The 25,592-nt window shown below is 24.5% G+C and carries 17 protein-coding genes; 9 read left to right on the plus strand and 8 right to left on the minus strand.

Annotated elements, in window-relative coordinates; genetic code table 4:
- Positions 1 to 79 precede the first annotated feature (79 nt).
- The 3 genes from QEG99_RS00260 to QEG99_RS00270 form a co-directional block, all read right to left on the minus strand.
- Positions 80 to 2,818 (minus strand): cation-translocating P-type ATPase, encoded by a 2,739-nt coding sequence (locus tag QEG99_RS00260; protein ID WP_280102009.1) that lies wholly within the window; start codon positions 2,816 to 2,818, stop codon positions 80 to 82.
- Between the two features lie 199 nt (positions 2,819 to 3,017).
- Entirely contained in the window at positions 3,018 to 3,746 is a 729-nt protein-coding gene (nagB, locus tag QEG99_RS00265; RefSeq protein ID WP_280102010.1) for a glucosamine-6-phosphate deaminase, read from the minus strand.
- Positions 3,746 to 4,855, minus strand: a complete 1,110-nt coding sequence (locus tag QEG99_RS00270) for an N-acetylglucosamine-6-phosphate deacetylase (RefSeq protein ID WP_280102011.1) — start codon at positions 4,853 to 4,855, stop codon at positions 3,746 to 3,748. Before QEG99_RS00270 ends, nagB begins: the two co-directional genes overlap by 1 nt.
- 217 nt (positions 4,856 to 5,072) lie before the next feature.
- Here QEG99_RS00270 and QEG99_RS00275 point away from each other — a divergent pair, with 217 nt between their 5' ends.
- Genes QEG99_RS00275 through QEG99_RS00285 form a run of 3 tightly spaced genes read left to right on the plus strand, consistent with a single transcriptional unit; the run spans position 5,073 to position 7,971 of the window.
- A complete protein-coding gene (locus tag QEG99_RS00275; RefSeq protein ID WP_280102013.1) occupies positions 5,073 to 5,348 on the plus strand; it encodes a hypothetical protein in 276 nt (91 codons plus the stop codon).
- On the plus strand, positions 5,345 to 7,039 hold the full coding sequence (locus QEG99_RS00280; RefSeq protein WP_416388966.1) for a PTS transporter subunit EIIC: 1,695 nt from the start codon (positions 5,345 to 5,347) through the stop codon (positions 7,037 to 7,039). Before QEG99_RS00275 ends, QEG99_RS00280 begins: the two co-directional genes overlap by 4 nt.
- Positions 7,040 to 7,089: 50 nt before the next feature.
- The gene (locus tag QEG99_RS00285; protein WP_280102015.1) at positions 7,090 to 7,971 is read left to right on the plus strand and encodes a MurR/RpiR family transcriptional regulator; all 882 of its coding nucleotides are present in this window, start codon (positions 7,090 to 7,092) and stop codon (positions 7,969 to 7,971) included.
- Between the two features lie 76 nt (positions 7,972 to 8,047).
- Here QEG99_RS00285 and fmt read toward each other — a convergent pair whose 3' ends face one another.
- Positions 8,048 to 8,887 carry a methionyl-tRNA formyltransferase gene (gene fmt / locus QEG99_RS00290; RefSeq protein WP_280102016.1) on the minus strand — a complete coding sequence of 280 codons (840 nt, stop codon included), beginning with the start codon at positions 8,885 to 8,887 and terminating at the stop codon, positions 8,048 to 8,050.
- An 86-nt stretch (positions 8,888 to 8,973) separates the two neighbouring features.
- Between fmt and secG the strand changes: the two genes are divergently transcribed.
- The 3 genes from secG (at position 8,974) to QEG99_RS00305 (ending at position 12,282) form a co-directional block, all read left to right on the plus strand.
- Positions 8,974 to 9,204: a preprotein translocase subunit SecG gene (gene secG / locus QEG99_RS00295; RefSeq protein WP_280102017.1), complete on the plus strand. Its 231-nt coding sequence runs from the start codon at positions 8,974 to 8,976 to the stop codon at positions 9,202 to 9,204.
- Positions 9,205 to 11,277 carry a ribonuclease R gene (gene rnr / locus QEG99_RS00300; RefSeq protein WP_280102018.1) on the plus strand — a complete coding sequence of 691 codons (2,073 nt, stop codon included), beginning with the start codon at positions 9,205 to 9,207 and terminating at the stop codon, positions 11,275 to 11,277.
- A gap of 186 nt (positions 11,278 to 11,463) precedes the next feature.
- Complete coding sequence (locus QEG99_RS00305; protein ID WP_280102019.1) at positions 11,464 to 12,282, plus strand: PQ-loop domain-containing transporter; 819 nt, start codon at positions 11,464 to 11,466, stop codon at positions 12,280 to 12,282.
- Positions 12,283 to 12,330: 48 nt separating this feature from the next.
- Here the strand turns inward: QEG99_RS00305 and QEG99_RS00310 are convergent, their stop codons facing one another.
- The 3 genes from QEG99_RS00310 to QEG99_RS00320 form a co-directional block, all read right to left on the minus strand.
- Positions 12,331 to 13,377: a Fic family protein gene (locus tag QEG99_RS00310; protein WP_280102020.1), complete on the minus strand. Its 1,047-nt coding sequence runs from the start codon at positions 13,375 to 13,377 to the stop codon at positions 12,331 to 12,333.
- 111 nt (positions 13,378 to 13,488) lie between these two features.
- Entirely contained in the window at positions 13,489 to 14,364 is an 876-nt protein-coding gene (locus tag QEG99_RS00315) for an ABC transporter ATP-binding protein (RefSeq protein ID WP_280102021.1), read from the minus strand.
- Positions 14,364 to 22,295, minus strand: a complete 7,932-nt coding sequence (locus QEG99_RS00320; RefSeq protein WP_280102022.1) for an ABC transporter permease — start codon at positions 22,293 to 22,295, stop codon at positions 14,364 to 14,366. Before QEG99_RS00320 ends, QEG99_RS00315 begins: the two co-directional genes overlap by 1 nt.
- Before the next feature lie 167 nt (positions 22,296 to 22,462).
- On the opposite strand from QEG99_RS00320, the gene QEG99_RS00325 reads away from it, so the two are divergent.
- Entirely contained in the window at positions 22,463 to 23,062 is a 600-nt protein-coding gene (locus QEG99_RS00325; protein WP_280102023.1) for an FMN-dependent NADH-azoreductase, read from the plus strand.
- A gap of 165 nt (positions 23,063 to 23,227) precedes the next feature.
- The gene (locus tag QEG99_RS00330) at positions 23,228 to 23,863 is read left to right on the plus strand and encodes a hypothetical protein (RefSeq protein WP_280102024.1); all 636 of its coding nucleotides are present in this window, start codon (positions 23,228 to 23,230) and stop codon (positions 23,861 to 23,863) included.
- On the opposite strand, the gene QEG99_RS00335 is transcribed toward QEG99_RS00330, so the two are convergent.
- Positions 23,858 to 24,829 carry a hypothetical protein gene (locus QEG99_RS00335; protein WP_280102025.1) on the minus strand — a complete coding sequence of 324 codons (972 nt, stop codon included), beginning with the start codon at positions 24,827 to 24,829 and terminating at the stop codon, positions 23,858 to 23,860. The two genes, QEG99_RS00330 and QEG99_RS00335, sit on opposite strands and share 6 nt — an antisense overlap.
- A 219-nt stretch (positions 24,830 to 25,048) precedes the next feature.
- Between QEG99_RS00335 and QEG99_RS00340 the strand changes: the two genes are divergently transcribed.
- Complete coding sequence (locus QEG99_RS00340) at positions 25,049 to 25,420, plus strand: hypothetical protein (protein ID WP_280102026.1); 372 nt, start codon at positions 25,049 to 25,051, stop codon at positions 25,418 to 25,420.
- The last annotated feature ends 172 nt before the right edge of the window (positions 25,421 to 25,592 follow it).

Genomic DNA, 25,592 nt, shown 5'->3' on the forward strand with positions numbered 1-25,592 from the left:
ACCTTAAATTAAGGCGGCATTTTTATTTAAAATAATAAAAAACCCTCTACTATAAGAGGGAAATTTTACTAATTAACTATTATTTATTTAATAAATGTTTTTTAACTAAATAAATTATTTTTTCAATTTCACAGTAAATTAATAATCCAAATCCTAGTAATATAGGAATAATTCAATAAATGTGATTATAAATACCTAAATCTTGTAATAAACTAATATCGGCATTTCTAAATACATCTCTTAGTCCTGGTACAAAAGCAGACAATAGTACACAAATTAAAGAAAATGTGGAAGCTAAATATACTCATTTGTATTTGCTGAATTTACATAAAATAATATTTCTACTACTCATTAAGTTTAATGAATTAATACTTGCTGAAATTCCTAAAGTAACAAAAGCGGCTGTAGAAGTTAATTTAACAAAATAATCGCCAATAATTCCTTGCTGCTTAGCAACTAAGGCAACTATCAAGTAAGAAAGTAATGAAAGTAGTGAAATTATTACACTTTGAATAATTAATTTTTTACCCATTCCATGAGCGAAAATACTATCTTTTTTACTAAATGGTTTTCGAGACATAACATCAACATCATTATCCACGATTCCCAGAGCAATTGCCGGTAAACCATGGGTTAGTAAATTAACTCATAAAAGTTGAGATGCTGATAATACAAGAAATTCTGTGTCGTTTCCAATTGAATCGTTAAATGCAAATCTGAAAATAAATAAACCAAATAACATTATTAATATTTCAGCAATTGAAGAAACTAAAAGATTCATTATAACTGTTTTAACTTTATCAAAAGTTTCACGACCGGTTTTAACAGCTTTAACAATTGTATCAAAACGATCATCAGTTAAAATAACGTCAGCAGCTTGTTTAGAAACATCGGTTCCCGTAATTCCCATTGCACATCCAATATCTGCTCGTTTTAGTGCTGGAGCATCATTAACCCCATCACCAGTCATTGCTACAACTTGATTGTGTGATTGTCATGCTTCTACTATTCTTAATTTGTCACTCGGATTAACTCTGGCATAAACACTTATTTTGTTAATTTTTTCAAACAACTCTTTATCGTCCATTTGAGTTAATTCAGTTCCTGTAATTGCTAAATCTCCGTCTTTATAAATGTTTAATGACTTAGCAATAGCAATAGCAGTTGTTAAGTGGTCGCCTGTAATCATTACAGGTTTAATTCCTGCACTTAGCGCTTCTTTGATGCTTTGTTTTACAGTTTCACGAGGCGGATCGATCATTGCAACCAATCCTAAAAATGTTAAGTTATTTTCATCTTCAAAATTTAAATCAGTTTTTAGCGGATCTATTTTTTTGTAAGCAACAGCAATTACTCTATATGCTTTATTAGATCATTGTTCATTAATTTTTGAAAATTTTTGATCGTAGTTATTACATTTTGAAAAAATAACATCAGGAGCACCTTTAGTAATGAGGATTTTTTCTTTTTCATCCCCTACTAAAATTGACATCATTTTTCTATCACTATCAAATGGGAGTGATGCAATTTTATTATATTTTTCAAAAAATGAAACTGAAGAAATATTGTGTTTTAATCCGAATTTTAAAATTCCAGTTTCAGTTGGATCACCAACCTCTACTAATTCTCCCTTTTCATTTACATTAATTGAAGCATCACAACATCCTACCAGTGCTCATAATGCTTTTGAATTTTCGAATTTGTCTTTTAATTCAGGCTTTTCATTATCATAAAAGTCAACAACAGTCATTTTGTTTTCTGTTAATGTTCCTGTTTTATCAGAACAAATAATATTTGTTGAACCTAAAGTTTCAATAGCTGGAAATGATTTTATAATTGCATTTCTTTTTGTCATTTTAGCTACACCAATTGCCAGTAAAACAGTTGTAAATGTTATTAATCCCTCTGGTATAGCGGCAATAGCTAGAGAAATTCCGACAACAATTGAATTTGAATATGATTCAGGAGAACTTCAATTTCCTGAAAAAGCATTTGTTAATAATATTTGAGCTAGTGCAGTTACAAATAATAAAATAACTCCTGAAATTCCAAATATTTTACTTAATTTTTCTAATTTTATTTGCAATGGTGTTAAATTAACTGTTTGTTCTTGAATAGATTTGTTAATTTTACCCATTTCTGTATCTTTTTCGGTGGCAATAACAATCGCTGTTGCTCTTCCGTTAACAACATTTGTTCCTAAAAAAATCATATTAGTTTGATCACCAAGAGGTAAATGTTTTAAATCTTCACTAGATGGTTTTTTTTCAACAGAAAGCGATTCTCCGGTTAGCGCCGATTCTACAACATTAAAACTAAAACTTTCAATTATTTTAGCATCAGCAGGAATACTATCACCAGCTTCAACAACAATTAAATCCCCTATTACAACTTCTTCGGCGGGAATAATTTGTAAAATTCCGTCTCTGATTACTTTGGCATTTAATTTGTTGCTATTTTCAAGCGCCCTTACGGCTTGATTACTTTTGATTTCTTGATATGTTCCAAGCATACTATTAAGGACGACTACAATTAAAATTATTGTAGGTTCTATAAAGCTAATAATAATTTCTTTTTGATCACGATCCGAATGAGCAACATATTCGTAAATAGCGACCGAATAAGAAAAGACGGTTGCAATTAAAAGCAAAATTATCATGAAGTCTTTAAATTGCTTTAAAAACACAAGAAAGATATTGTCCTTTTTATTAGCTTTTATTGTATTTAATCCATATTTTTCCAAACGTTTTTTTGCTTCAGAGGATGTTAAACCTTGTTGCAAATCAGTTTTGGATTCATTATTATTTAAAAGTGCCATTTTTCCTTTCTCTTAAACTTAAAATATCTTTAAATTTAAACATTTATATTATAAAACTATTTTTATTTTTATTAAAAAAATATTAAAAATTTTATGGATTAAAATAAACGATTAATAATGATATTGACTTATTTTTCAGTAAAAACAATTAAAAACATAAAATAAAACCACCTTTTAAGTGGTATTTTTATATTTTTAATTAATTTTTAAGTAATTTAGCTGCTTTTTCATCGATTATCAAGGTTACATCATTATGCTTATTTAAAAAACTGGCAGGATTTTTTTCTGTTATTTCTCCGTGAATTGTATTAAAAATCGCTTGAGATTTTGATTGACCTGTAGCAATTAAAATAATTTTTTTAGCTTCCAATATCGTTGCCAATCCCATTGAAATTGCAGTTTTAGGAACTTCATCTTTATTTTTAAAATAAATTTTATTTGCTTCAATAGTACTTTCTGTTAATTCAATTTCTCTAGTTCTTGATTCTAATTTCGATCCTGGTTCATTAAAAGCAATATGCCCATTAACACCAATTCCTAAAATCATCAAATCAATTCCACCTTTTTGTACAATTAATTTTTCGTATTCTTGTCCATTTTTTTTAATATCTCCATTACCGTTAGGTAAATTAATATTTTTAGGATTAATATCAATTTTATTAAATAAATTTTGATGCATAAAATAATGATAAGAACAAGGGTTTTCTTTAGATATTCCTACATATTCATCTAAATTAAATGAAGTTATGTTTTTAAAAGAAATTTCTTTATTTTCATACATTTTTATTAAATTATTATATGTTTTTAGTGGACTATTTCCTGTAGCAAAACAAATGTTCATTTTTTTATTATTTAAAATTTCTTTTTTAATAATATCAGCAGCCACTTGAGCAACTGAATCTTCATTTTTTTCAATTATTAATTTCATTATTTAACTCTCTTTCCGTTAAAAAAAACCTTTTCTATTTTATAATTTTTTTTATTTAATATCAAAAAATCAGCTAAATAATCCTTTTCAATTATTCCTAAATTTTTAATATTTAAATATCTAATTGCATTATATGAAGTCATTTTTACAGCATCGTTTAAAGAATAATTTGATTTAAGCAAATTTAAAAAGGCATCATAAATTACAATTGCAGATCCTGCGATTGTATCAGTTCCATTGATTTTAATTAATTTATTTTTTTTATAAACTTGTAAATCGCCAGAGATAGAAAGGCCGTTTTTATAATAAGCAGGTTTAATGGCATCAGATATTGCAATAATATTATCAACACCTTTCATTTTAATTGTAAAGTCAACAGTTTCTTTGCAAATATGAACAAAATCAATTATTAATTCTACAAATACATTTTGATTATATAATGCTGATTGCACTATTCCTGGATTACGTGAATCGACACCAGACATTGCATTTCATAAGTGACAAACAGAGTCACAACCTTTTTCAAAATATTGATTTGCCATTTTAAAATTAGCATCACTGTGTCCTATTGATCCATAAACATTTAATTCATTTTTTAAATAGCTAAATGTCTGTAAATTCACCATTTTAGGATCAAACGAAATTCTTTTTAATTTAAAATCAGATGCTTCAATTAACTGATCAATTCTTTTTTTTGTTGCCTTTAGTAAAAATTCTTTTTTGTGTGCCCCTTTTTTAGTTTCGTCTATAAAAGGTCCTTCTATGTGAATTCCTAAAAATCGTGATTTTCATTGTTTTATTTTTGATACTTGATTTAATGATTCGATAATTTTTTTTCAAGAATTAGTCATCAATGTTGGCATAAAAGATGTTGTTCCTAATTTAGCTAAATTTTTAGAGATATTTATTACTGCTTTTTCTCCATCCATAACATCATTATTTTTAATTCCGTGAATATGGAGATCTACAAATCCTGGAATTAAAAACTTATTTCCCATTCCCTTTTTGATTGTTATACTAGCAATTTTATTACCTTTAATAGTAATATCTGCATTATCTATTGTATTATTAGGATTAATAATCGTAACATCTTTAATTGTATATTCCATATAACCTCAATTCATTATCATTTTAATTTATTTTTTATAAAAATAAAAATTTATGAATATTTAATTCATTTTTTACATTTAATAGCTAATTAATTATTTTTTTTAAAGTTAAAAATGAATTAAATATTCAAATTATTAAAATTATTTAAAATAATAAGAAAATTTTAGTGGGTAGATAAAAAGTTTTTTACTCAAAAAGACATTAAAAAGGAGAAAGATGTCATTTATCAAACAAATAAATTTTTCAAATATTAGAAAAGAAAAATGATTTTATATAGTGCTTTGAATTCTCTTTTCAATTTTGCTTGTAACAGTAGTAATGTTATTAACTCTTTACAAAGTTGATGGAGCAAATTTAGATGCTGTTAATTTAAGAGCGAATATTATAGCTGGATTTGTTTTAGTCTTTGTTTTAGTATTTTTTGCCGCCATTATATCAACGGTTGTTGTTCATGGTTTTTTATTGAAAAAAGGTAAAGGGAGTAAAAAATAATGAACACATTAAAGCAAAGTAAATTTAAATTATTTTTAAATACAATGATGCAACAATTAGGAAAAATTGGAACAACTTTAATGTTCCCTATAGCGATTTTACCTGTAGCTGCAATTTTATTAAGAATAGGAGCTGATGTTCCTACTAATACAACGTTTTCAGCATTTATTCAAAAAACGGTTACTTTTTCAGGTGATTTAGTTTTTGGTCATTTATATTTATTATTTACAATAGGTCTTGCTTTCGGATTTACAAAAGAAAGACGGGGAGAAGCAGCATTTGCTGGTGCTATAGCAATTATAATCGTTGCAAAATTAGTTCCGATAATGAGTTCGAGCATTTATTCAACGGTTGATTTAGGTTATTCAACTGTTAATTCAAACGGAACTATAACACTTGGTTTTGAAGCGATTTTCGGTTCGAAAATCAATGCCATTTTAGGGGAAAATGTTTTAACAGGAATTATTGTAGGTGCAATAGTTGCGTGAATTTACAATAAAACCAGCAATGTAGAATTGCCAAAAATTTTAGGATTTTTCTCTGGAAAAAGATTAATTCCTGCACTTGCAATAGTTTTTGCATTTGTTTTCTCAGTTATTTATGCAATAATCTTTCCTTGAATAGCATTTGCTATTTTCCAATTATCTAAAAGTTTATCTGATGCTACTTCACCTAATGCTGAATACACATTGGGTGTTAGATTTACCAGAGCGTCCATAATGGGGGTTTACGGGTTTTTAAACAGACTTTTAATCCCATTCGGTTTACATCATATTCCAAATAATATTTTCTGATTCCAATTAGGAGAATTTCCTAAAGCAGGGGGATTACCAACTGATGTAGTGGTAGGAGATATTAATATCTTTTTATCAGGGGTTGCTAAAAATAATCCGGGTGGGTTATTCCAAGCAGGATTTTTCCCAATGATGATGTTTGGAATTCCAGCGTTAGTTGCAGCTTTTGTTTTTACAGCGGAAAACAAAGAACAAAAAATTAGAGTTATTGCACTTTTAGGATCTTCAGCATTGGTAAGCTTCCTTTCAGGAATAACCGAACCTGTTGAATTTGCATTTTTATATGCATCACCATTATTATATTTAGTTCATGCGATTTTAACAGGAGTATTTTCATTTATAACTGGAGCATTTGGAATCCAATTGGGATTTGGATTTTCAGCAGGATTAATGGATTATATTCTAAGTATTTCAAAATCTCTTGCAATTATTAATGATTCAGGATTTACAGGAGCACATAAAGTATTTGCTAATCCAGGATGAATAATTGTAATTGGAGCATTTACTGCAGCAACATACTTTTCAATTAGTGTTTTATTAATTAAAAAATTAAACTTAAACACTCCAGGTAGAGGAAAAGGAAAAATTTCTGAAGAAGAAAAGGTTAATGAAGTAAAAGTAAAAGAAACTAATAATCAGATCAATTCACTATCTTTAAAGGCGCGAAAAATAGTTAAAGGATTTGGAGGATGAAACAATATTATAGAATATAATAATTGTTCAACTCGTTTAAGATACATAGTAAAAGACGGTTCTAAAGTAGATGAAAAACTAATAAAACAAGCGGGAGCAATGGGGGTTGTTAAAATATCAGATAATTCCTATCAAGCAATTATTGGTGTAGAAGTAGAAGCATTAAATAATGAAATTGTTTCAAATATCGGTAAAGAATTATAAACTAAAATCAGCATTAATGACGATGCTGATTTTTTTTATATAATTTAAATATGTTTAAAAATCAAATAATTGAAAATTCAATTTTAAATAAAATTAAAATAACTAGTTCATATCAAAAAATTTTAAATTTCATTCAAAGCGAAACAGAAGATTTTTTAAAACAAAATTCAGTTTCGCTATCTTCAAAAATTAAAGTAAGCCAATCCACGATTTCAAGATTTGCTTTAAAACTCGGTTTTGAATCCTTTAATGATTTACAAATTTACATTTCACAAAGATATCAATTTTTAAAATTATACGATTTAGATGTTAAAGAGAAGGGAAATTTATCATTAAAAGAAGTTGTCCAAAATATTAGATCGCACTATTTTTATGCAATTGAAAAAACATTTGAAAATGTGGAAAATCAAAAATCTATAACTAATTATATCGATACAATTATTAAATATCATAAATTAAATATTTTCTTTGCAAAAGGTGAATCGGCATTAGTTGCTAAATATTTAGCAACAAATTTAAGAAAAATCGGCTTTAATGCCATTTTTATTGACGATATTCATGAATTTTATTCATTTACTAATATTATAAAAGATAAAATGCATATTACAATCATTTCTCGTTCTCTTAAAACGTTGGAAGTAAAAAATATTTTAAATTTTTTAAATGAAAATAAAGTAATTTACTCAGTATGAACAAAAAGCAAAATGTTAATTGATAATTACCAACCAAAAAATGTTTTATTTTTAGATTCTATTAATCAAAATTATCGAATTGGAGCAATCGGTTCTAAAATTTCTGCATTTGCTTTATCAGACGTTATTTTCTCCTATTTATCCAACAAAATTGATAGAAAAAGGATTTTATTTAAAGAAATAAATAAAAGTATAGAAAATTGAAATTCTCTTATAGATACAGAAGAAATTAACAAATAATTTAATTTATTATTTAAAATAAAAACCAAAACAATTTATTTTTATACAAACAAAAATTATTTTGGTATTTTTCATATTATTTTACATTAACAATTTTTTTACCTTCATATTGATATTCATAAACATACAATATTCCATCTTTTAATTTTAAAATTAAAGCATTTTTAACAAAATTCAGTGAAGCACGATACAATTTAATTCTTTTATTTTCTTTATTAATGAAAAATGCACCAGGATTGTCATTGAGTGCTTTAATTTTTCTATAAGCATCAACAATCTTATCGCTTTCAAAAATTTGGGCAAAAGATTTATCTATTTTTGGAGCCAATTTTACTAAAGAAGAATCTTGTTTTTCTTCAATAAGTTTATTTTGATATAAATCATTAAGTCATTGCACGATATTTTCGCTTGCTAAAATTGATAATTTCTGAAATATTTCCTTAGAGGTATCTTCCTCTAAAATATCTATTTCAGCTTTTGCCAACATATTTCCAGCATCCATTTCTTTTACCATATAAATTAATGTAATTCCAGTTTTATTATCACCATTTAAAATTGCATGCTGAATTGGGGCTGCGCCACGATATAAAGGAAGTAAGGAACCATGAATATTAACAGAAGCAACTTTTGCTATATTTAAAATCGAATCTGGAACTCATTGACCAAACGCTGCACTAACCATAATATCGTAATCAAGTTCTTTTAGTTGATCTTTGATTTCGGAAATTTTATTTGGTTGAAAAATTGGTATTTGATATTTTTGAGCTAATTTTTTAGTTGGTGTTGCTTCTAATTTATAGCCTCTGTTTGCTGGTCGATCTGGTTGCGAAACAATTGCAACAACATTAAAATTTTTAATTATTTGTTCAAAAATCGGAACTGAAAACTCAGGTGTTCCTGCTAATAAAATTTTCATAATTTTCTCCTTTTAATTTTAATTGTATCAATTTTTATAATTATTTTAATTAATTGTTTATAATTTAATAATATTAAAGGAGAAATATGAAAATTGCACTAACTGTTATATTAGTTTTAGTTTCGTTAATAATTTTAGTTGTATCGTTATTAATGTCCCCGGATTCTAACGGATTTTCAGGAGCATTAGTTGGATCGTCTGATTTAGATTTATTTAAAGTTTCTAAAGAAAGAGGGTTTAAAAAGATTTTAAAATGAACAATGTTTGTATCGGGTTTTATTTTGTTGATTGTAGCATTATTGATAAGGCTGTTTTAAGTGAAAGAATATAATATAGAAAAAATTCAAAATTTTGTGCTCAATAAAACAACTAGTTTTATAAATATTGTTAAACATTTTAATATTCCTTTAAAAGAAAATCAAAATTTTTCCTCATTTTTAAAAAAAAATGTTAATAAAAATCTTCTGTTTCAAACAAAAAATTCTGAATATTTTTACTTGCCAAAAATTAAAACACTTATTGGGCAAATAAAAATTAATCCAAAGGGGTTTGGTTTTGTAGATGAAACAGAAGAAATTTCTTATTTTATTCCTAAAAATTATACTAATAATTCACTTAATGGCGACACTGTTGAAATTACAATTTTTGATGATGTAAAAAGAAGTAGTCAATTTGCAGTTGTTAATAAAATTGTTTCAAGAGCAGAAAATATTTATTTTGGAACTATAGAAGAAAATAATGGTTATTTTGATTTTAAACCTCTAGATTCAAAAATAAACGGAAAATTTAGATGAGCAGAAAAATATCAATTAAATAATAAAGATGTAGTAAAAGTTAAAATAATTGAATATAAAGAACCGATATTTAAAATTGAATTATTATCTAAACACGGTCAAATTGATGAACCTTATAAAGATATTGAAATCACAATTGAAAAATCATCTTGATCACATGTGTTTTCATCTGAAGTGTTGGAATATGCCAAACAAATTCCTCAAACTATTGAAAATGAAAATTTAGAAAATCGTGTTGATTTAAGAAATGAAATTATTGTGACTATCGATGGAGATGATACTAAAGATTTCGATGATGCTATCAGCGTGAAAAAAACAGAAAATGGCAATTTCATTTTAGCTGTGCATATTGCTGATGTAAGTTATTACGTAAAAGAAAATGATCCAATTGATGAAGAAGCAAAATTAAGAGGGACTTCAGTTTATTTAGCTGATAGAGTTATTCCAATGTTACCATTTGAATTATCGAATGGAATATGTTCTTTAAATCCTAATGTTGATCGTTTTACATTAACAATGGAATGTGAAATCAATTCTCAAGGAGAAAATGAATGAGTAAAATTTTATCCTTCTATTATTAATTCATATCAACGATTAACATATAAAGAAGTTAATAAGTTTTATAATAATGAAAAACAATTTGATACTAATATTTCTAATTTATTAAAAAATGCTTATGAATTAACAGAAATAATTAGACAATACAAGAAAAAACAAGGATTTATTGATTTTGAATTTGATGAATCTAAAGTCGTTTTAGATGAAAACGGAAAAACAATTGACATCGTTTTAAGAGAGAGAAATGTTAGTGAAAATATGATTGAAGATTTCATGGTTAGGGCTAATGAAAATATAGCGGAATTTATGTATAAAAAGAAATTACCATCAATTTATCGAATTCATCCAGTACCGGAAATTGAAAAAATTGAAAATTTAAACAGCATTTTAAAATTATTAAATATTAATGTTAAGGTTCCTATATCTGAAAATCCTGTTGATTTTGCAAACGCAATTGAAAAAGTAAAAGAAATAAATTTTGATAATTTTATTAAAATTAATTTACTAAGAACGATGCAAAAGGCAATTTATTCAGATGTCAATGTTGGGCATTTTGGATTAGCTTCAGAGTATTATACTCATTTTACTAGTCCAATAAGAAGGTATCCAGATTTAATTGTCCATAGGTTGTTAAGAGAATTCGTTTTTCTAAATAAAATGGATAAATTAGATTATTTTAAAAAAGAATTAGCAGAAATAGCAATGCAAAATTCTTTAAGTGAGCAAGGTGCATTAGCTTTAGAAAGAGAAGTATTTGCGATTAAAGTTGCTGAGTTTTACGAAAATAAAATCAATCAAGAATTCGATGCACAAATTGTTTCGGTTAAAAAATTTGGACTATTTGTTGAATTAAATACAGGCGCAAGTGCATTAATTCATATTTCTAGTTTACCTGGAGAAAATTATTTAGTAGATGATAAAGAATTATTTTTAGAAAATCAAAAACACAAATTTCAAGTTGGACAATGAGTTAAAATTAAAATTGAATCAACAATTAAATTTGAAGGTAAAATCAATGCTACTTTATCACAATTTTAAATTTATTAGTAATTTAATAAAAGTTTTCCTATAAAAGGAAATTTTTTTTCTTTTTTAAAAAATAAGTTATATAAACATATTAAAAAATACAAAAATAAAGAAAAATAAACTATAAAAGTAATTTAAATTACAAACAATAAATTAAATAATATTTACTAAAAATAATTATTAATATATAATTAATACATGGATATATTTAATTTTTTTACACTAAATAATAGCGATAATATAACTTTTTCTTCAGCAATTCTTTCCATTATTTTTGGAATAATTGCTTGTTTAATCACAGCATCATTAGGTATTCCACAGTTAATTTCTATTTTAAAAGAGAAAAAAACAGGAAATGTTAATTATATTTCATATTGAATATTTTATATCGGTTGCTGTTTATGAATTATTTTTGGTTGTTATCAAGACGGCACAAAATTAATTCCAATAGCAATTGCTAATATTATTTCAGTATTTACTTACAACATAATGATGATTGCAACTTATCAGTTTGATAAAAGATTAAATAAAAGAGAAAAAACAATTGGTCAAATTTCTTCATTTGTCACAATGCTAGTTTTCTGTTTATTGGGAATATTAGGTCTTTCACTTAATTTAAGTTACGGAACAACTGCTGGAGAAATTATTACTCCATTTCTTGCAATTGTAACTCCAATGTTAACAACATTTGCATTTATTCCCGTTGTTGCTCATCAGTTTAAAACAAAAGATTTTTCTGGAATGAGCAAAGGAATGTCATTTATTTTTGTTTTAAATAATGTAATGTGAAATTTATATTGAATTTTCATTATTGTAAATCGTTATAACGGACCTGCTGATGTAACAAAAACATTAGTGTCGCTTGAAGATGCATTAAAAAATGGTTTAAAAGAAACTGAAACTATTTTTAAATGATCGATTGCTGCAACAATTTCTACATTTGTTTGACAAACAATATCGCTAATTATTTATTCTGGACAATTTACTTTCATGCTAAAAACAAAAAACAGAAAATAAATTGTATAAAATTATTATTAAAACCTTGGTTTTCAAGGTTTTTTATTATTATTTTATTAAATATTTAGTATTTCTTCCTTTATTAATTGAAATAATTTTTTCATCATCAACTAATTTTTTTAAATATCTTTCAATAGTTCTTAATGATAAATTATATATTTTTTCTTTGATTTGGCTTTTAGAAATCGGAAAAACAGAATTTTCAATAATATTTAATATTGTTTCTTCTTTTGATTTATTAATTTCACTAATTAATTTAAATCTAGATTCACATTCTTGATAAGCATTTAAAATTACTGTTAATAAATATTCGACAAATATAAAAGGATTGTTTTGGTTTTGATGTCAATTGTCACTAGATTTTTTTAATGCATCATAATAAAAATCTTTAGATTTTTCAATCAGCATTTCAATACTTATATATTTACCTACATCAAAACCATTTTGATAAAGTAAAAGTAAAGTTAATAATCTACTTAATCTGCCATTTCCATCTTCAAAAGGGTGAATGCATAAAAAATCTAAAATAACAATTGGAATTAATATTAAAGGAGGAATCTTTTCTTTTTTAGCAATTTGATATTGGATAATCATTTGGTCAATATATTTTTCCACTTCATAGCTTTTAACTGGCTCAAATCTAATTTTTTTATTTTGATTTTCATCAATTTCTAAAATTAAATTTTCTGTTTTTTTAAATTTGCCTTTATGTTGAATTTGTGAAAATTCATAAAGTTTATTATGTAGTCATAAAATATTTTTTTTATTAAACTCAATAAATTCATAGTTTTCGTGAATTATTTCTAATACTATTTTATATCCTGCAATTTCTCTTTCGTTTCGATTTTTTAAATTAGTATCAGAATTATTAATCAATTCATTTAAACGACTATCACTTGTGTAAATTCCTTCTAAGGCATTTGAAGATTTAACACTTTGAATTTTAGCAACGTTCATCATATTTTCTAAAATATCCAAATGATTTTTTATGTATAAATCTTGTTTCCCTTTAAATTCGTAAATTTTTGTAATAATATCTAAAAATGAAAAGGAAATCTTTTCATTTATTATTTTTAAATAATCAATAATTTTCATCTTATCTTCCCCGACAATTATATCACTTTTGGCGACAAAAAAATAATATGGCGAGAAAAAACCCGCCGTATTAGATAATTTGGCGGGAATTTTTATATATTTATATTTTATTTATAATTGTTTAGGGTTTTCATTGATGATAATATCACTTATTTTTCCTAATGACAATTTTATTATTTTATTACATAGTTCTGCAACAGTCGGATCGTGAGAAACCATTACAATAGTAGTTCCGTATTTTTTATTAATATATTGTAAAACTTTTAATACTGCTCTAGAAGTTTTTTCATCCAATGCTCCTGTAGGTTCGTCAGCAAAAATGATATCAGCATTTTTTGAAAGAGCTCTTAAAATTGAAATTCTTTGTTGTTGTCCACCAGACATTTGTGATGGATATTTATATTTAATTTCCTCAATTTCAAACTCTTTAAATAAATCATTGATATTTAGTACTTTCTTTTTATCCTTTTGCAAATAAGCTCCAGTTTCAACATTATCATAACCATTTAAATTTTGTAATAAATTATAATTTTGGAAAATGAAACTTACATTATCACGGCGAAATTTAGTTAATTGAGAATCATTATAATAAGTTAAATTATTATTAGCAACAATTACTTCTCCATCAGAAGCACGATCTAAACCAGAAATAATATTTAATAAAGTTGATTTTCCAGAACCAGATTTTCCAAACAATACAGCAAAATCACCTTTTTCAATATTTAAAGAAATCCCTTTTAAAACATGAGTAATAACAGAGCCCGATAAATAAAATTTAGTTACGTTTTTTACTTCAATAATATTTTTATCGGTATTTTTATTATTAATCACTCCTATTTTCTTTTTAGGTTTATTATTTGCTCTTTTAATTTTTCTTATTTCTTTTTTAGAAAGAATATTGACTTGCTCTTTTTCTGTTTTAACAGATTGAGCATTAGCATTATTTTTTTGTTTATTTTCCTTCTCTTTTTTCTTAAATAAAGCCATTATTTTCCTTTCAATAAATCGATTGCCTTAATTTTGTTCATATTAATTCAAGCCATAATTGAAGTGAATACAAACACAGCGACAATTGTTGCAAATCCTGTTAAAATATGTCACCATTTTAATGATAGTGCTAATACAATTGAACTTGAAGATACTAAAAAGGCATTAAATAGTGCAATAAATCCTATTGCTAAAGGAATTGCTATTAAAGTGGCGATGATAATCAACGGTAGATAAATTCCGAAAAATAGTTTTATTTTTTCTTTATTGTTATAACCTAAAATTGAAAATACAGCGATATTTTTTTCATTTTCAGCAATAATCATTGTGGAAATCATTACTAAAATAACAATTGAAACAATAAATAAAACAACCAATACAACTATAGTTAAATCTGAAACGGTTTTAGAAACATTGTTAACAAACCCGATTTCAATATCTTTAGCATCTACAGATGTAGATAAAGAATCATAAATATTTTTAGAATATAAATTAATAAAATTATCTACTGCCTGTGGAATTAAATCCTTATTATTAGTTTTAAATTCTATTGTATCTGTATTTGTTAAATCAATTTTTAAGTCATTATTTTGCTGACTACCAGAATTCATAAATAGTAATTTATTAATTTGTTCATCAGTAAATCCGGTTTGTTTTAAAACACCAGGCTGGCTTTCGTTTGTTGAATAAATTTGTGTAAAATATTCTTCATATTGACTGGTTGTTTCAGGATTAATGGTATCAGAACCAAATCAATAACCTGATTTAGCATATAGTCCAATAGAAGCAACGGTCTGTTCAGGTAATTCATCATTGGATAAAATTCCATTAAATGCATCTGAACCATCTAAAAATGACAATCCTGTTATTAAATTTGCAATATCTTTAGTTGTAGCTAATTCGCTATTAATATAAGTATCAATAATTCCTACAATTCTAAATTTAATTTTGTCATTTGGTTTATTTTCTAACTTTTTAAAATAACGATCAACAGAATTTTTAACTTCCATTTCAATTACATCATTTAATTTTAAATTATGTTTAGCTAAAAATACATAGTTAACAGAAATTGGATAAATATAATTTGTAATTTGATCATAAGCGATTGAAATTTCGCTATTATTAATTTTATTTTGCTTATTATCAATGTTTTCAGGAACATATTTTTCCATTAAATCAATTAAATTAGTTCCATTTTTATCTTTAATAGAAACAAATTTGGAATTGTTATTATATCCATAAATTTTTAAATTACTTTCATTATTAAATCCACTTTGAATATATGAATATTTTTCATTAGTATTTTCGTTGAAAATAATTCCGCCAAAACCCATAAAAAAGTCGTTAGAATCAATTTTTTTATAAGCTTCAACTAAAAATTTACGATATTCATCACGAATTGAATAATAACTTTCAATATTATTATTTTGATCAAATTTTGGAGCTTGACTTAAAGTAGTAATTGGGTATTTCTCATAAGTATTTTTTTGCTTATCTCAAACCATATATCAGAATTTACCACCAGAAGATAATTGTGAATCTTCTATATATTTAAAGTAATTTAACGGGTTTTCTTTTGTTCCTACATATTCAAATTGATCATTATTAATGTTCTGGGTCTTTTCTAATTTGTAAATAGTTTCTTGGGATATTTTTAATGTTCTAGCCCTTTGGCTATCAGGCATTGAATTTAAAACAATATCTCACGGTGAAATCGCTAATGAAGATTCAATTTGCAATTGTAAAGCCGCTCTTGTGAGTACATGCGGATCGTTATTTGATGGATTACCATTTTTAAAATAACTATTATTTTTTAATGAACCATTAACTAATGATCTTCCGGGTTTGAAATAGTTATTAGACTCTAAATTCGATTCGGTTGAATCACCAATAGGAACATATAATAAATCATCCAATTCATTTTTATTAAAGGATTTATAGGCGCCACCTTGAATTGTCGGCGTTTCTAAATCTAGTTTATAACGATAATTTCTATTTCTATAAGTAGCATCAACAGACTGTTTAAATACTCCCATCGAAGCAATAGAAAATAAAGAAATAAATGCTGTTAAAATTGTTGATATCATTAATGATATTAATTTTCAAAACGAGTTAATTGTTAGTGATGCAGCAAATTTGGTTTTTATACCGGTTTTTCTAAATCCTTTAGAAACAAATTGAGCAACATTACCCACATTAATTTCAACAATTCCCGACATTAATTCTATTGGTTTTGTTCGTAAAATTCACATTGCAGAACCAATTACTAAAACAGAAAGAATTGCAAATGGAAATAGTGTCGTTAATAAAAAGGGTTGCCATTCAAAAGTCAAATTATTTGTCGGTAAAGTTCAATAATTTGCAAACATTTGTTTAAGTGGTAATTGCAGTAATAGACCGGTAATATATCCTAAAACTCCTCCAATAAAGGAAGTTATAAAAGGAAAGGAAATAAATGAAAACGCAATCATTACCGAGCTATAACCTTGTGCTCTTAAAATCCCAATTACTTTATTTCTTGTGGAAATATACCTTTTGGTAATAAATAAAGTAGAAATTGTTACTAATATGGACAATAAAGTTATCATATAAAAATTAGCTTTTGAAATTGAATCAATTAATGAAAATGTTGTTGATATTCTTAAACTTCTTTCAGGATTTATAAAGTCAAATTCATCAATTGCAAAAGATTTTTTAACTGCAGTTCCTGAAAAATTAGTTGAAATATAGTTATTAACTTCTTCATTAAATTGATGCTTTTGATTGCTGTCTTGTAATTTTACTAATAAATAATCTTTAACAGTATTGCCTCTAAATGATTCTCTAACCCGATCAAAACCTCATTTATTGACATAAACAGGTGCTTGAGTTTTTGTATCAACTTGTAAATTTTCCTCATCAATAACAGGAAATAGATAATCGACAGTTGAATCGTGTCCAACAATTAAAAATTTTGATCCATTAACATTAATAATGTGTTTTTCATCCACATTATCTAAAAGTTTTTCCATCTCATCATATGTTTTTGGTAAATCAAGTGTATAAGCCTCTTTATCATTTTTTTCCATAAAACTTTGACTTACTTTAGCAACTAAAGAACGAACATCTTTAAATACTAAAAATTTATTTTCTTCTCTAACAACTGTTGATGCATCGATTAAATCATAAAATATTCTATTTATATTAATATCAAATATTTTTATATCTTGACTATTATTTTGAAAAATATTTTCTTCTAAATGTCTTACATAAGAAAGATCGATTGATAAACCCTTAACATCATGATTTTCTAATTTGTAATTGAAAATTTCATCTTTAAGCAAATTATAAAAACGATCTTTAATTTCATTTATATTATTAATTTTTGAAAAATCAGTTATTCTATTTTTTAAAACTCAAACTAAATTAGCATTATTTTCTTCGGTCGCACCATTATCTGGATTAGCTGTATATCATGCCGAAACAACCGGAAAAATTGCCCCTGAATAAGTTGAAGTTACAACATCTGATAGTCCTAATGATAAAAAGATTGATGATTGAACTGTAAAATCCTTGATTAAATTATCAATAATTTCTCCATTATAATTACCTGAATTCACAAATTTATTTATCGATTTAAAACCACTTTCTAAGTAACTAAAATATCCTGATTTTGAATCTTGTTTTTGAAAATTAGCAACTTGTGCTAATACAGAAATTAATTCAACTCTATTTTCAATAATTCATTTTGATAAATTATTTTTATTTTTGCTTTCTTTTTTAAAAATAGGCGATTTTAATAGTTTAACTAATAAGTCGTTTTCTACAATGTTTTCTGTATTAAAGAAAATGTCATTTGCAACACTAAAAGGATCAACAATACCTTTCCCGATAGGCTGAATATCGTATGATTGAGCTATTCTTGAAGGTTGGAAATTGCCTTCTCAATTTGTATCGTTTAATTTTTCAAATAAACGATATTTTTCATCTTTGGCTAAATTTACCAAACTATTAAATGCAACATTTAATTCTTGCTCGGTTAAATGATTATTTTCAACGATAAATTTAACTCAGAATTTATAAAATACAAAAGAATTAATTGGACCAGATAATTCAGATGTATGAACCACTTCATTAACAGCTTTTTTAGCTTCTGGTTTTGCAATTTTATATGCCAGATTTCCGTTAGTTTCTTCTAGATAGAGTTTATATAAATTATCGCTTATAGAATATTCGCCTTTTGCATCATTTTCCTGAAAACTACTTTTATCTTCTGAAAATTTAAATCTATTAAATTTAAATAATTCAATTGATTTTTTTAAAACATTTGCTTTTTCTAAAATTAAATTAAGATCATTAACTATTTCGCCATTTTTAAATAAATATTTTTTAATAAATTGTTTTTCGTTTTCATCAAAAAACGGTTGAATTGTAAAAGTTGCATTTTCCTTGTTTTTATCTATTTTTTCAATTAGCTTATCATTATCATAAATTAATTGCTCTAATTTAGCAAAAGAAAGAATTTCTAAATTTTGTAAATCAAATAAATCAAGTTTATGCTCGTCTTTTTCGGGTAAAGCATGGGAAATTCCGAAAAATCCCCCTTGTTGACCGGTTTTACCTGAAAGGTTAAACATTTTTTCAACACTATTTAAAAAACTATTTTTAGTTTGTGCATCTTTAAAAAATGTATTAATAAATGCAGCAACTAAATCAGTATTTTTTAATCCTTTAGTTACAAATAAAACTTTTGAAGAGTTATTATTATCAACAATTTTATTTGATTCAAAATAAACATTAATTAAAGAATTTTCAATTGTTTTTAATAAGGCATCTTTATCCAAAATGCTAACAATAGAAATTAATCCATCTTTTACATTTTTAAAATTATTTTCTGGATTAGATAAGTCTTTATTTCCGTTTATTTTATTAAAAATAGTAGTTAAAATTTCATTTATTTTTTCTTTATAAATTGATTCTTTATAAGAATTAATCAGTTTATTAAAAATAATTCCTTTATATTTAAGTCCTTGTTTATCATAAGTAGTGGATAAAAGTGAATCGAAATTAATATTTTCAATTACTTCGCTAATTCCTTTTTTGAAAACTTGAAAATCAATTGATTTAATTAAAGGAATAACCAAATCTGCAATACCAAAGTAATAATATGCTTCGGTGCTTGATAATTCTTTTTTATTTCATTTTAGTTCATATCAATTATGGATATCAGTTAAAAATTGTTTAAAATTAATTGAACGAACTATATTTGAAATTCCATCTAAAAAATTTTCAGGATTTAAAATAACTTTAGATATTTCTTCAATACTATTATCTTTCAATAATTGATTTCAAAAATCAATTCCAAAATTAGAAAGTAAAATTCCAATATTATTTAATTCTTGGGCAAAATAAAGTTGTTTTTGTTCAAGATTAGTTTTTTGATTTAATTGTAATTTAATGCCTTCTATAAAGTTGATAATAAAGTCATTAATAAATAAATCTCCATTTTCAATAGTTGCAAAATAAAGCGATTCAAAAATCATTTTTTGCATTAAAGATTGATCATTTTTACCATTAATAAACACTTCATAATATTTAGTGGTACTAAATGCTCTTTCCATAGCTTTAAACAATTTATTTAAATCTGTTTGTCTAACAAATTTTTTAGTAACCAAATCGCTATTTGATATAGCTTTTGTTAAACTATCAAAAAGATTTTTAACTGTTTGTTGTGTTTCTATTTCCTTTAATAAACTAGAAGAAGGTGCTCGATAAATAAATGGTAAACTATATGAATTAATGTAATTTTCATCCACTTTAAATCAACCGTTTGCACCCACCTTAGCATCAAGAGTTAAATTTTTATTATTAATAAAATCTTGTACATCATTTAATGTCAATAAAGATGAATGTTTTTCTCACTCATTATTATTTTTTTGATAAATTTGATAAATTCCTTCAGAATTACCAACAGCAAAAATTTTTGAATTTTCTATTTGTTTATTTTTTTCCTTTAAAATTATTACTTTTTCTTCGTTTTTTACTTCTAAAAATAAGGTATTAGGTGTTTTAATATTAATATATTGGATATTAACATCTAAATATTCTCGATTAGGAATATATCCTTGAAAAATTCCATTAATAATTTTCGATGAATAAATAGCATTAAAATTAAATTTATCTAAAGAAGGATCGGCTTTGGGATATAAATTAGATTTTGATTGACTTTCTTGAAATAATTTTCCTACATTTTGTTCTTGATTTTTATCAAAAAATTCATTTGAAATTCCAGCATCAATAAATTGATAAATTCTATTTTCTTTAGTTTTTTCATCTATGGCACTAGTTGTTAAAAATCTTCTTCTACCTAATGATGATTTTAAATCATTAGAAACAGTTGTTTTTTCAACTAATTCATTTTCTTTAATTTTATTATAAATTGTTTCTTTTATAGTTTCGTAAACTTGATTTTTTAAATTAGCATATGTAGAGTTAACAATGTCATAATTAGAAAGTTTATTTAACTCACTTTCTGTCATTTCCTTGATATTTAATTCATTACCCAAATTTTCTATATCTTTAATAGTGGTTGGTTTTTGAGAATCGATTATATTTGTGTTGTATACATTATTATTTTTAAAAGAAATATTTTTTTTCAAAATAATAGAAGTTAATAAATCACTTTTATCAAGTTTTTGATTTGTAGTATTAACTATTTCATCATTAATATTTTTAGTAATTGTTTGTTTCTCTCAATAACTTAAATTTTCAATTTTAGCAAATTCTTGCGGATTGTCGTTTTTCATCGTCATTAAATAAGATAAAAACGATGGAGAAAAATTTCTTTTTGTAGGATCTAAATCTTGTAATTTAAAATTGTGTAAAATATATCATTTTTCATACTTTACATATTCAATTCATTCATTTTTCAATTTATATGTATCGTTTTTTGAGAATCTGAAATAAGAAGGAAGAGTAAATCTAAAATCATTTTTCAGCATCGCTTTACCACTAGTATTATTCATTAATCCTTCGGATTTAAAAACAACATTATTTCCTAAAGTGGGCGATGCTCATTCAGCAATATCGTCTCAGTTAAATAATTGAGAATTAAATTCTCTTTTGCCAGGTAAAAACCACTTATTATTATCTTTTTTTATTCCTAGTAAATTAGCTGTTTGTTCAGTTGTTAATAAATATAAAACATTTAAATTTTCTCAAGCATTAATTTTAGCAACATCAAAAGTTGCTTCATTAGTATTTAAATTAATTGCCATTTGGTTAATTGAATTAATTGTCCCTGCAACCCCAAAATCAAAAAGACCGCCTTTTCTTCCTGGTTGTTCGATTCCAATTACTTCTTTTAGTTGATATTTTCTATCCAAAATAAAACTAATTTCTTTTGATTGGCTTATTAATTGTTCAACTTGAATAAATTCTCCGTTAGAATTTTTTCTGTATTTTAAAAATAATTTACTTTGATCATTTAAAACTCTAAATTCTCCATTTTGCAACTGAAAGTCAAAGTCTTTATCCATTATATTTTTAATATTTTTGTTAATATCGTATTCAAGTTTTAAATCATTAGCTTTAATGTAAAAGTCTTTATCTAAATTTTTTACACCCAAATCTTCTAATTTAATAAAATTTGTATTAAATTTTAAAAAAGTTTCTTCAAAAGTTCCGTTATTTTCAGGACTATAATGAAGTTCGTTACTTTTTTCATATCCATTATCTTTTGCACTTCCACTAAAATTAATATCTAAATCAACGGTATTATCATGCATTTTAGACACTTGATTATATCTATTAACCTCTCTGCTAAAAGATTCTTTAACACTAAAGAGCAAACTAAAAACAGCAGTTGTTAAAAATATTAAGATAGATAAACTAATAACTGTTATTTTATTTTTTGATAAAGATTTAAAAATCTCTTTTAAAAGTTTAATCATTTCGATCCTCCTTTTAAATGATAAAAAAAATTTAGTAAATTATACTATTTTCTTTTATATACGAAAATAAAAAAGTGATAATTGCAAAATTTAAGTAATTTTTAAAATTTTGAAATTAAAAATTAGTAAAAAAAATCTATATGCTAAAATTTACTTATTAGGAGGTAATGATGAAACTATTAGTTATTAAAGGTTCGATTATTGAATCGGGAAAATCTGGTTCTAAATTAATGAGTGATAAATTTGTAGAATTTTACAAGCAAAAAAATCCAGATCACGAAATTATAGAATTAGATTTAAATCAAGAAAAAACAGCATCAATATCATTAAGTGAGAAAAATTTCGCTACATTTTGAAAAGATATTGAGTCTGAAAAATACATTAATTTATTAAAAAGTGTTGATAAAGTTTTATTTTCAACTTCGATGATTAATTTTAATTATTCAGCTCCAGTTAAAAACTTTATTGATGCCATTTCAGTAGCGAATGTTACTTTCAGTTATAAGTATAGCAAAAAAGGAGATGCAAAAGGTCTTTTAGACCATTTAAAAGTTCAAATATTAACATCTCAAGGTGCTCCTGCCGATTGATATCCATTTGGATTATTTACAGAAAATTTGGAAGGATATTGAAAATTTTTGGGAGCGAAAGTTGTTCCATCAATTAAATTAACAGGAACAAAGGTTGCGCCTTTTAGCGAATTAACTGTTGATGAAAAAGTTGATTCAATTATTGAAAATATTAAAAAAGCAGCCAGTGAATTTTAAGATTATTTTTTAAAATTAATTTACAGAAGCTGACAAAATCAATTGAATTTTATATAAAACACCTTAAATTTTGAGGTGTTTTTTTAAAAATTCAAATTAAATTTATTTTTATTAGTATCAGATAAAATATTGTTTATTTTTGCTAATTTTGCTAAAATAAAATTTATGGATACATATAAAAAAATAATCAAAGAAATATGGAAATATGAAAGAAATAAGCTAAAAGAAGAAATAAAGAAAAACGGAATTCCACTATGAATGGAAGAAAAAGTAAAAAAAAATATTGAAAGAACTTTTTTAGAAAAAAAATACGAGGAAATTATTAAAAAGTCATTAATTCAAGGTGATGAAATTATACTATCATTTTTTATGAAGGATCCTAAAAGGCAAAACATATATGAAAACATTTTTAGAAAGGAAATAGAAAGTGCTGGATTTGTCATAGAAAAGTTAAAACCTTCTGGAAAAAATGCATATTATTTAATTGATGATGAAATAATTTCTAATTTAAAAAATAAACCAAATGGGCAAAAATCACTAGATTTTTGTATAAACTATAAAAATAAAAAAATATTCATTGTTAATAAATATACAAATGAAAGTGGCGGCGCTCAAGATAATCAATATAATGATGTAATCATTCAGATGAAAAATTTGGGTAAGAAAACAAAAGATAATGTTTGATTTTGTCTTGACGGAAAATATTATACAAAAAAGAAAATTGATAATTTAAAAAAAATAAACAGTGATGCAATTATTGTTAATTTATCTAGTATAAAATCAAAATTAAAGGATTTATAAAGTTGAATTTATAATCTTTTTTATTCTATTAAAATCCAATCTTTTTCTAAAATAACCATCTTTAGAAACCCCCTTAAAAGACGATCATAAATAATCACAGTTATTATTTCTTAATTCATTTATTTTATTATTTAATTTATCAATAATTTCATCATTTATTTCGATATCTTGAATTAATAATTTGACTTTGTGTCTATCTGTGCTTTTAACTTCCTGATCGTTTTTTCAATTTGATTTATGAAATTTAATATTTGCTTTATCTTTTGTATTATCACTTGTATTTATACATATATTTCCATTTTTAACATTAAACTTAATTTTTAAATTATTTTTTAATTTCAAAATTTCTTTTTCTTTTGTTTTTAGTTGTCTATAACTGCCAATTAATTTATTATGTTCATATAAAAGAAAGTCGCTATCATTTTTTTCATTGTTAAAGTACGCTAAAGCAACAGGGTGTTCGGTATCAGAAAAATTATTTTTGTAAGGCAACAGTTGAAATATTAAAAGTTTATTAATTAATTTTTGATCTTCTTTTCTATTGCTATTAATTAATGTGGTGGGAATAATTGCTATTGTATATTTTACATTACTGATGCATTTATCTAGAGATAATTTATATAAATCATCATATATTTTAAAATCAACAGATAATTTCATTCTATGAGCAGAATGTTTGGATAAATAAGGAGGATTTGTAATAACTAAATCAAAATTTTTATAAAATCAATTATTAATACTATCGTTTTTAATTACTTTTTCATTTTTAGGTTCTAAATCATAAGAACAAAAATTTAATTCAGGATTTTCTTTTAATAAAAAATTTATCAAATTATTTTTACCTGCAAAAGGTTCTAAAATTTTTTTGTTTCAAAGATTATTTTCTTTCATAAATTTTTTAAAAATTTTGTTATTTATAAAAACATTTTTTTCTGTAAAAAACTGCCCTTTTAAAATTTTTTGCATTTTTCCTCGCTGATATTGATTGTGTATAAAAATTATAAAATAATTATAATATTAATTCAATTAAATTAAAACAAATAAATGTTATTAACTAATTAATATTTTTGTTTTAATTTTTATGAAATTTTTAATTTATTTTTAGGAAAAATCGCCTGTTTTTCCTAAATTTTTCCATTTTTTAATGAAAACGGTAAAAAACCGACATTATATGTGGAGGTTTATATGAAAAATAATAAAACTTTAGTTTCATTAAAAGAAGCAATTAAAATTATTAAACAATATGAAAAACATCAATGTAAAATCGATTTTAAAGACGAAAAAAAGTGTAGAATTATAATGGAAGGAGAAAAATTGAAAATGCAGGAAACTAGTGAGAAAAAAATCACACTCAAATCTTTATATAACTTAGTTCTTAATATGCAAAATGTGCTTTTGGATGTTCAAAAACAAACTAATGAAAATTCTTCTGATATCAAAGACATTAAAGTCGTTCTAGCACAACATAGTCAAGATATTAAAGAAATTAAAGAAGACATTAAAATGTTAAAATCTTTCCATGAAGATGATATTCAAAAATATAAAGATAAAAAGTAATTTAAAATTGATACATTAATTTTTATAAAATAAATGCTACTTTTATAGCAAAATAAAAATAAATTGACTGATAGTTTTTCTTCAGTCAATTTTTATTAAATTTTAAGATAAATTTAAATTATTTTTAATGCAAAAATAATTTTTATTTTCAGCATTTAATGGCATTTTTTTA

This window comes from Mesomycoplasma lagogenitalium (assembly GCF_029854295.1).
Classification (GTDB): Bacteria; Bacillota_I; Bacilli_A; order Mycoplasmatales; family Metamycoplasmataceae; genus Mesomycoplasma_A; species Mesomycoplasma_A lagogenitalium.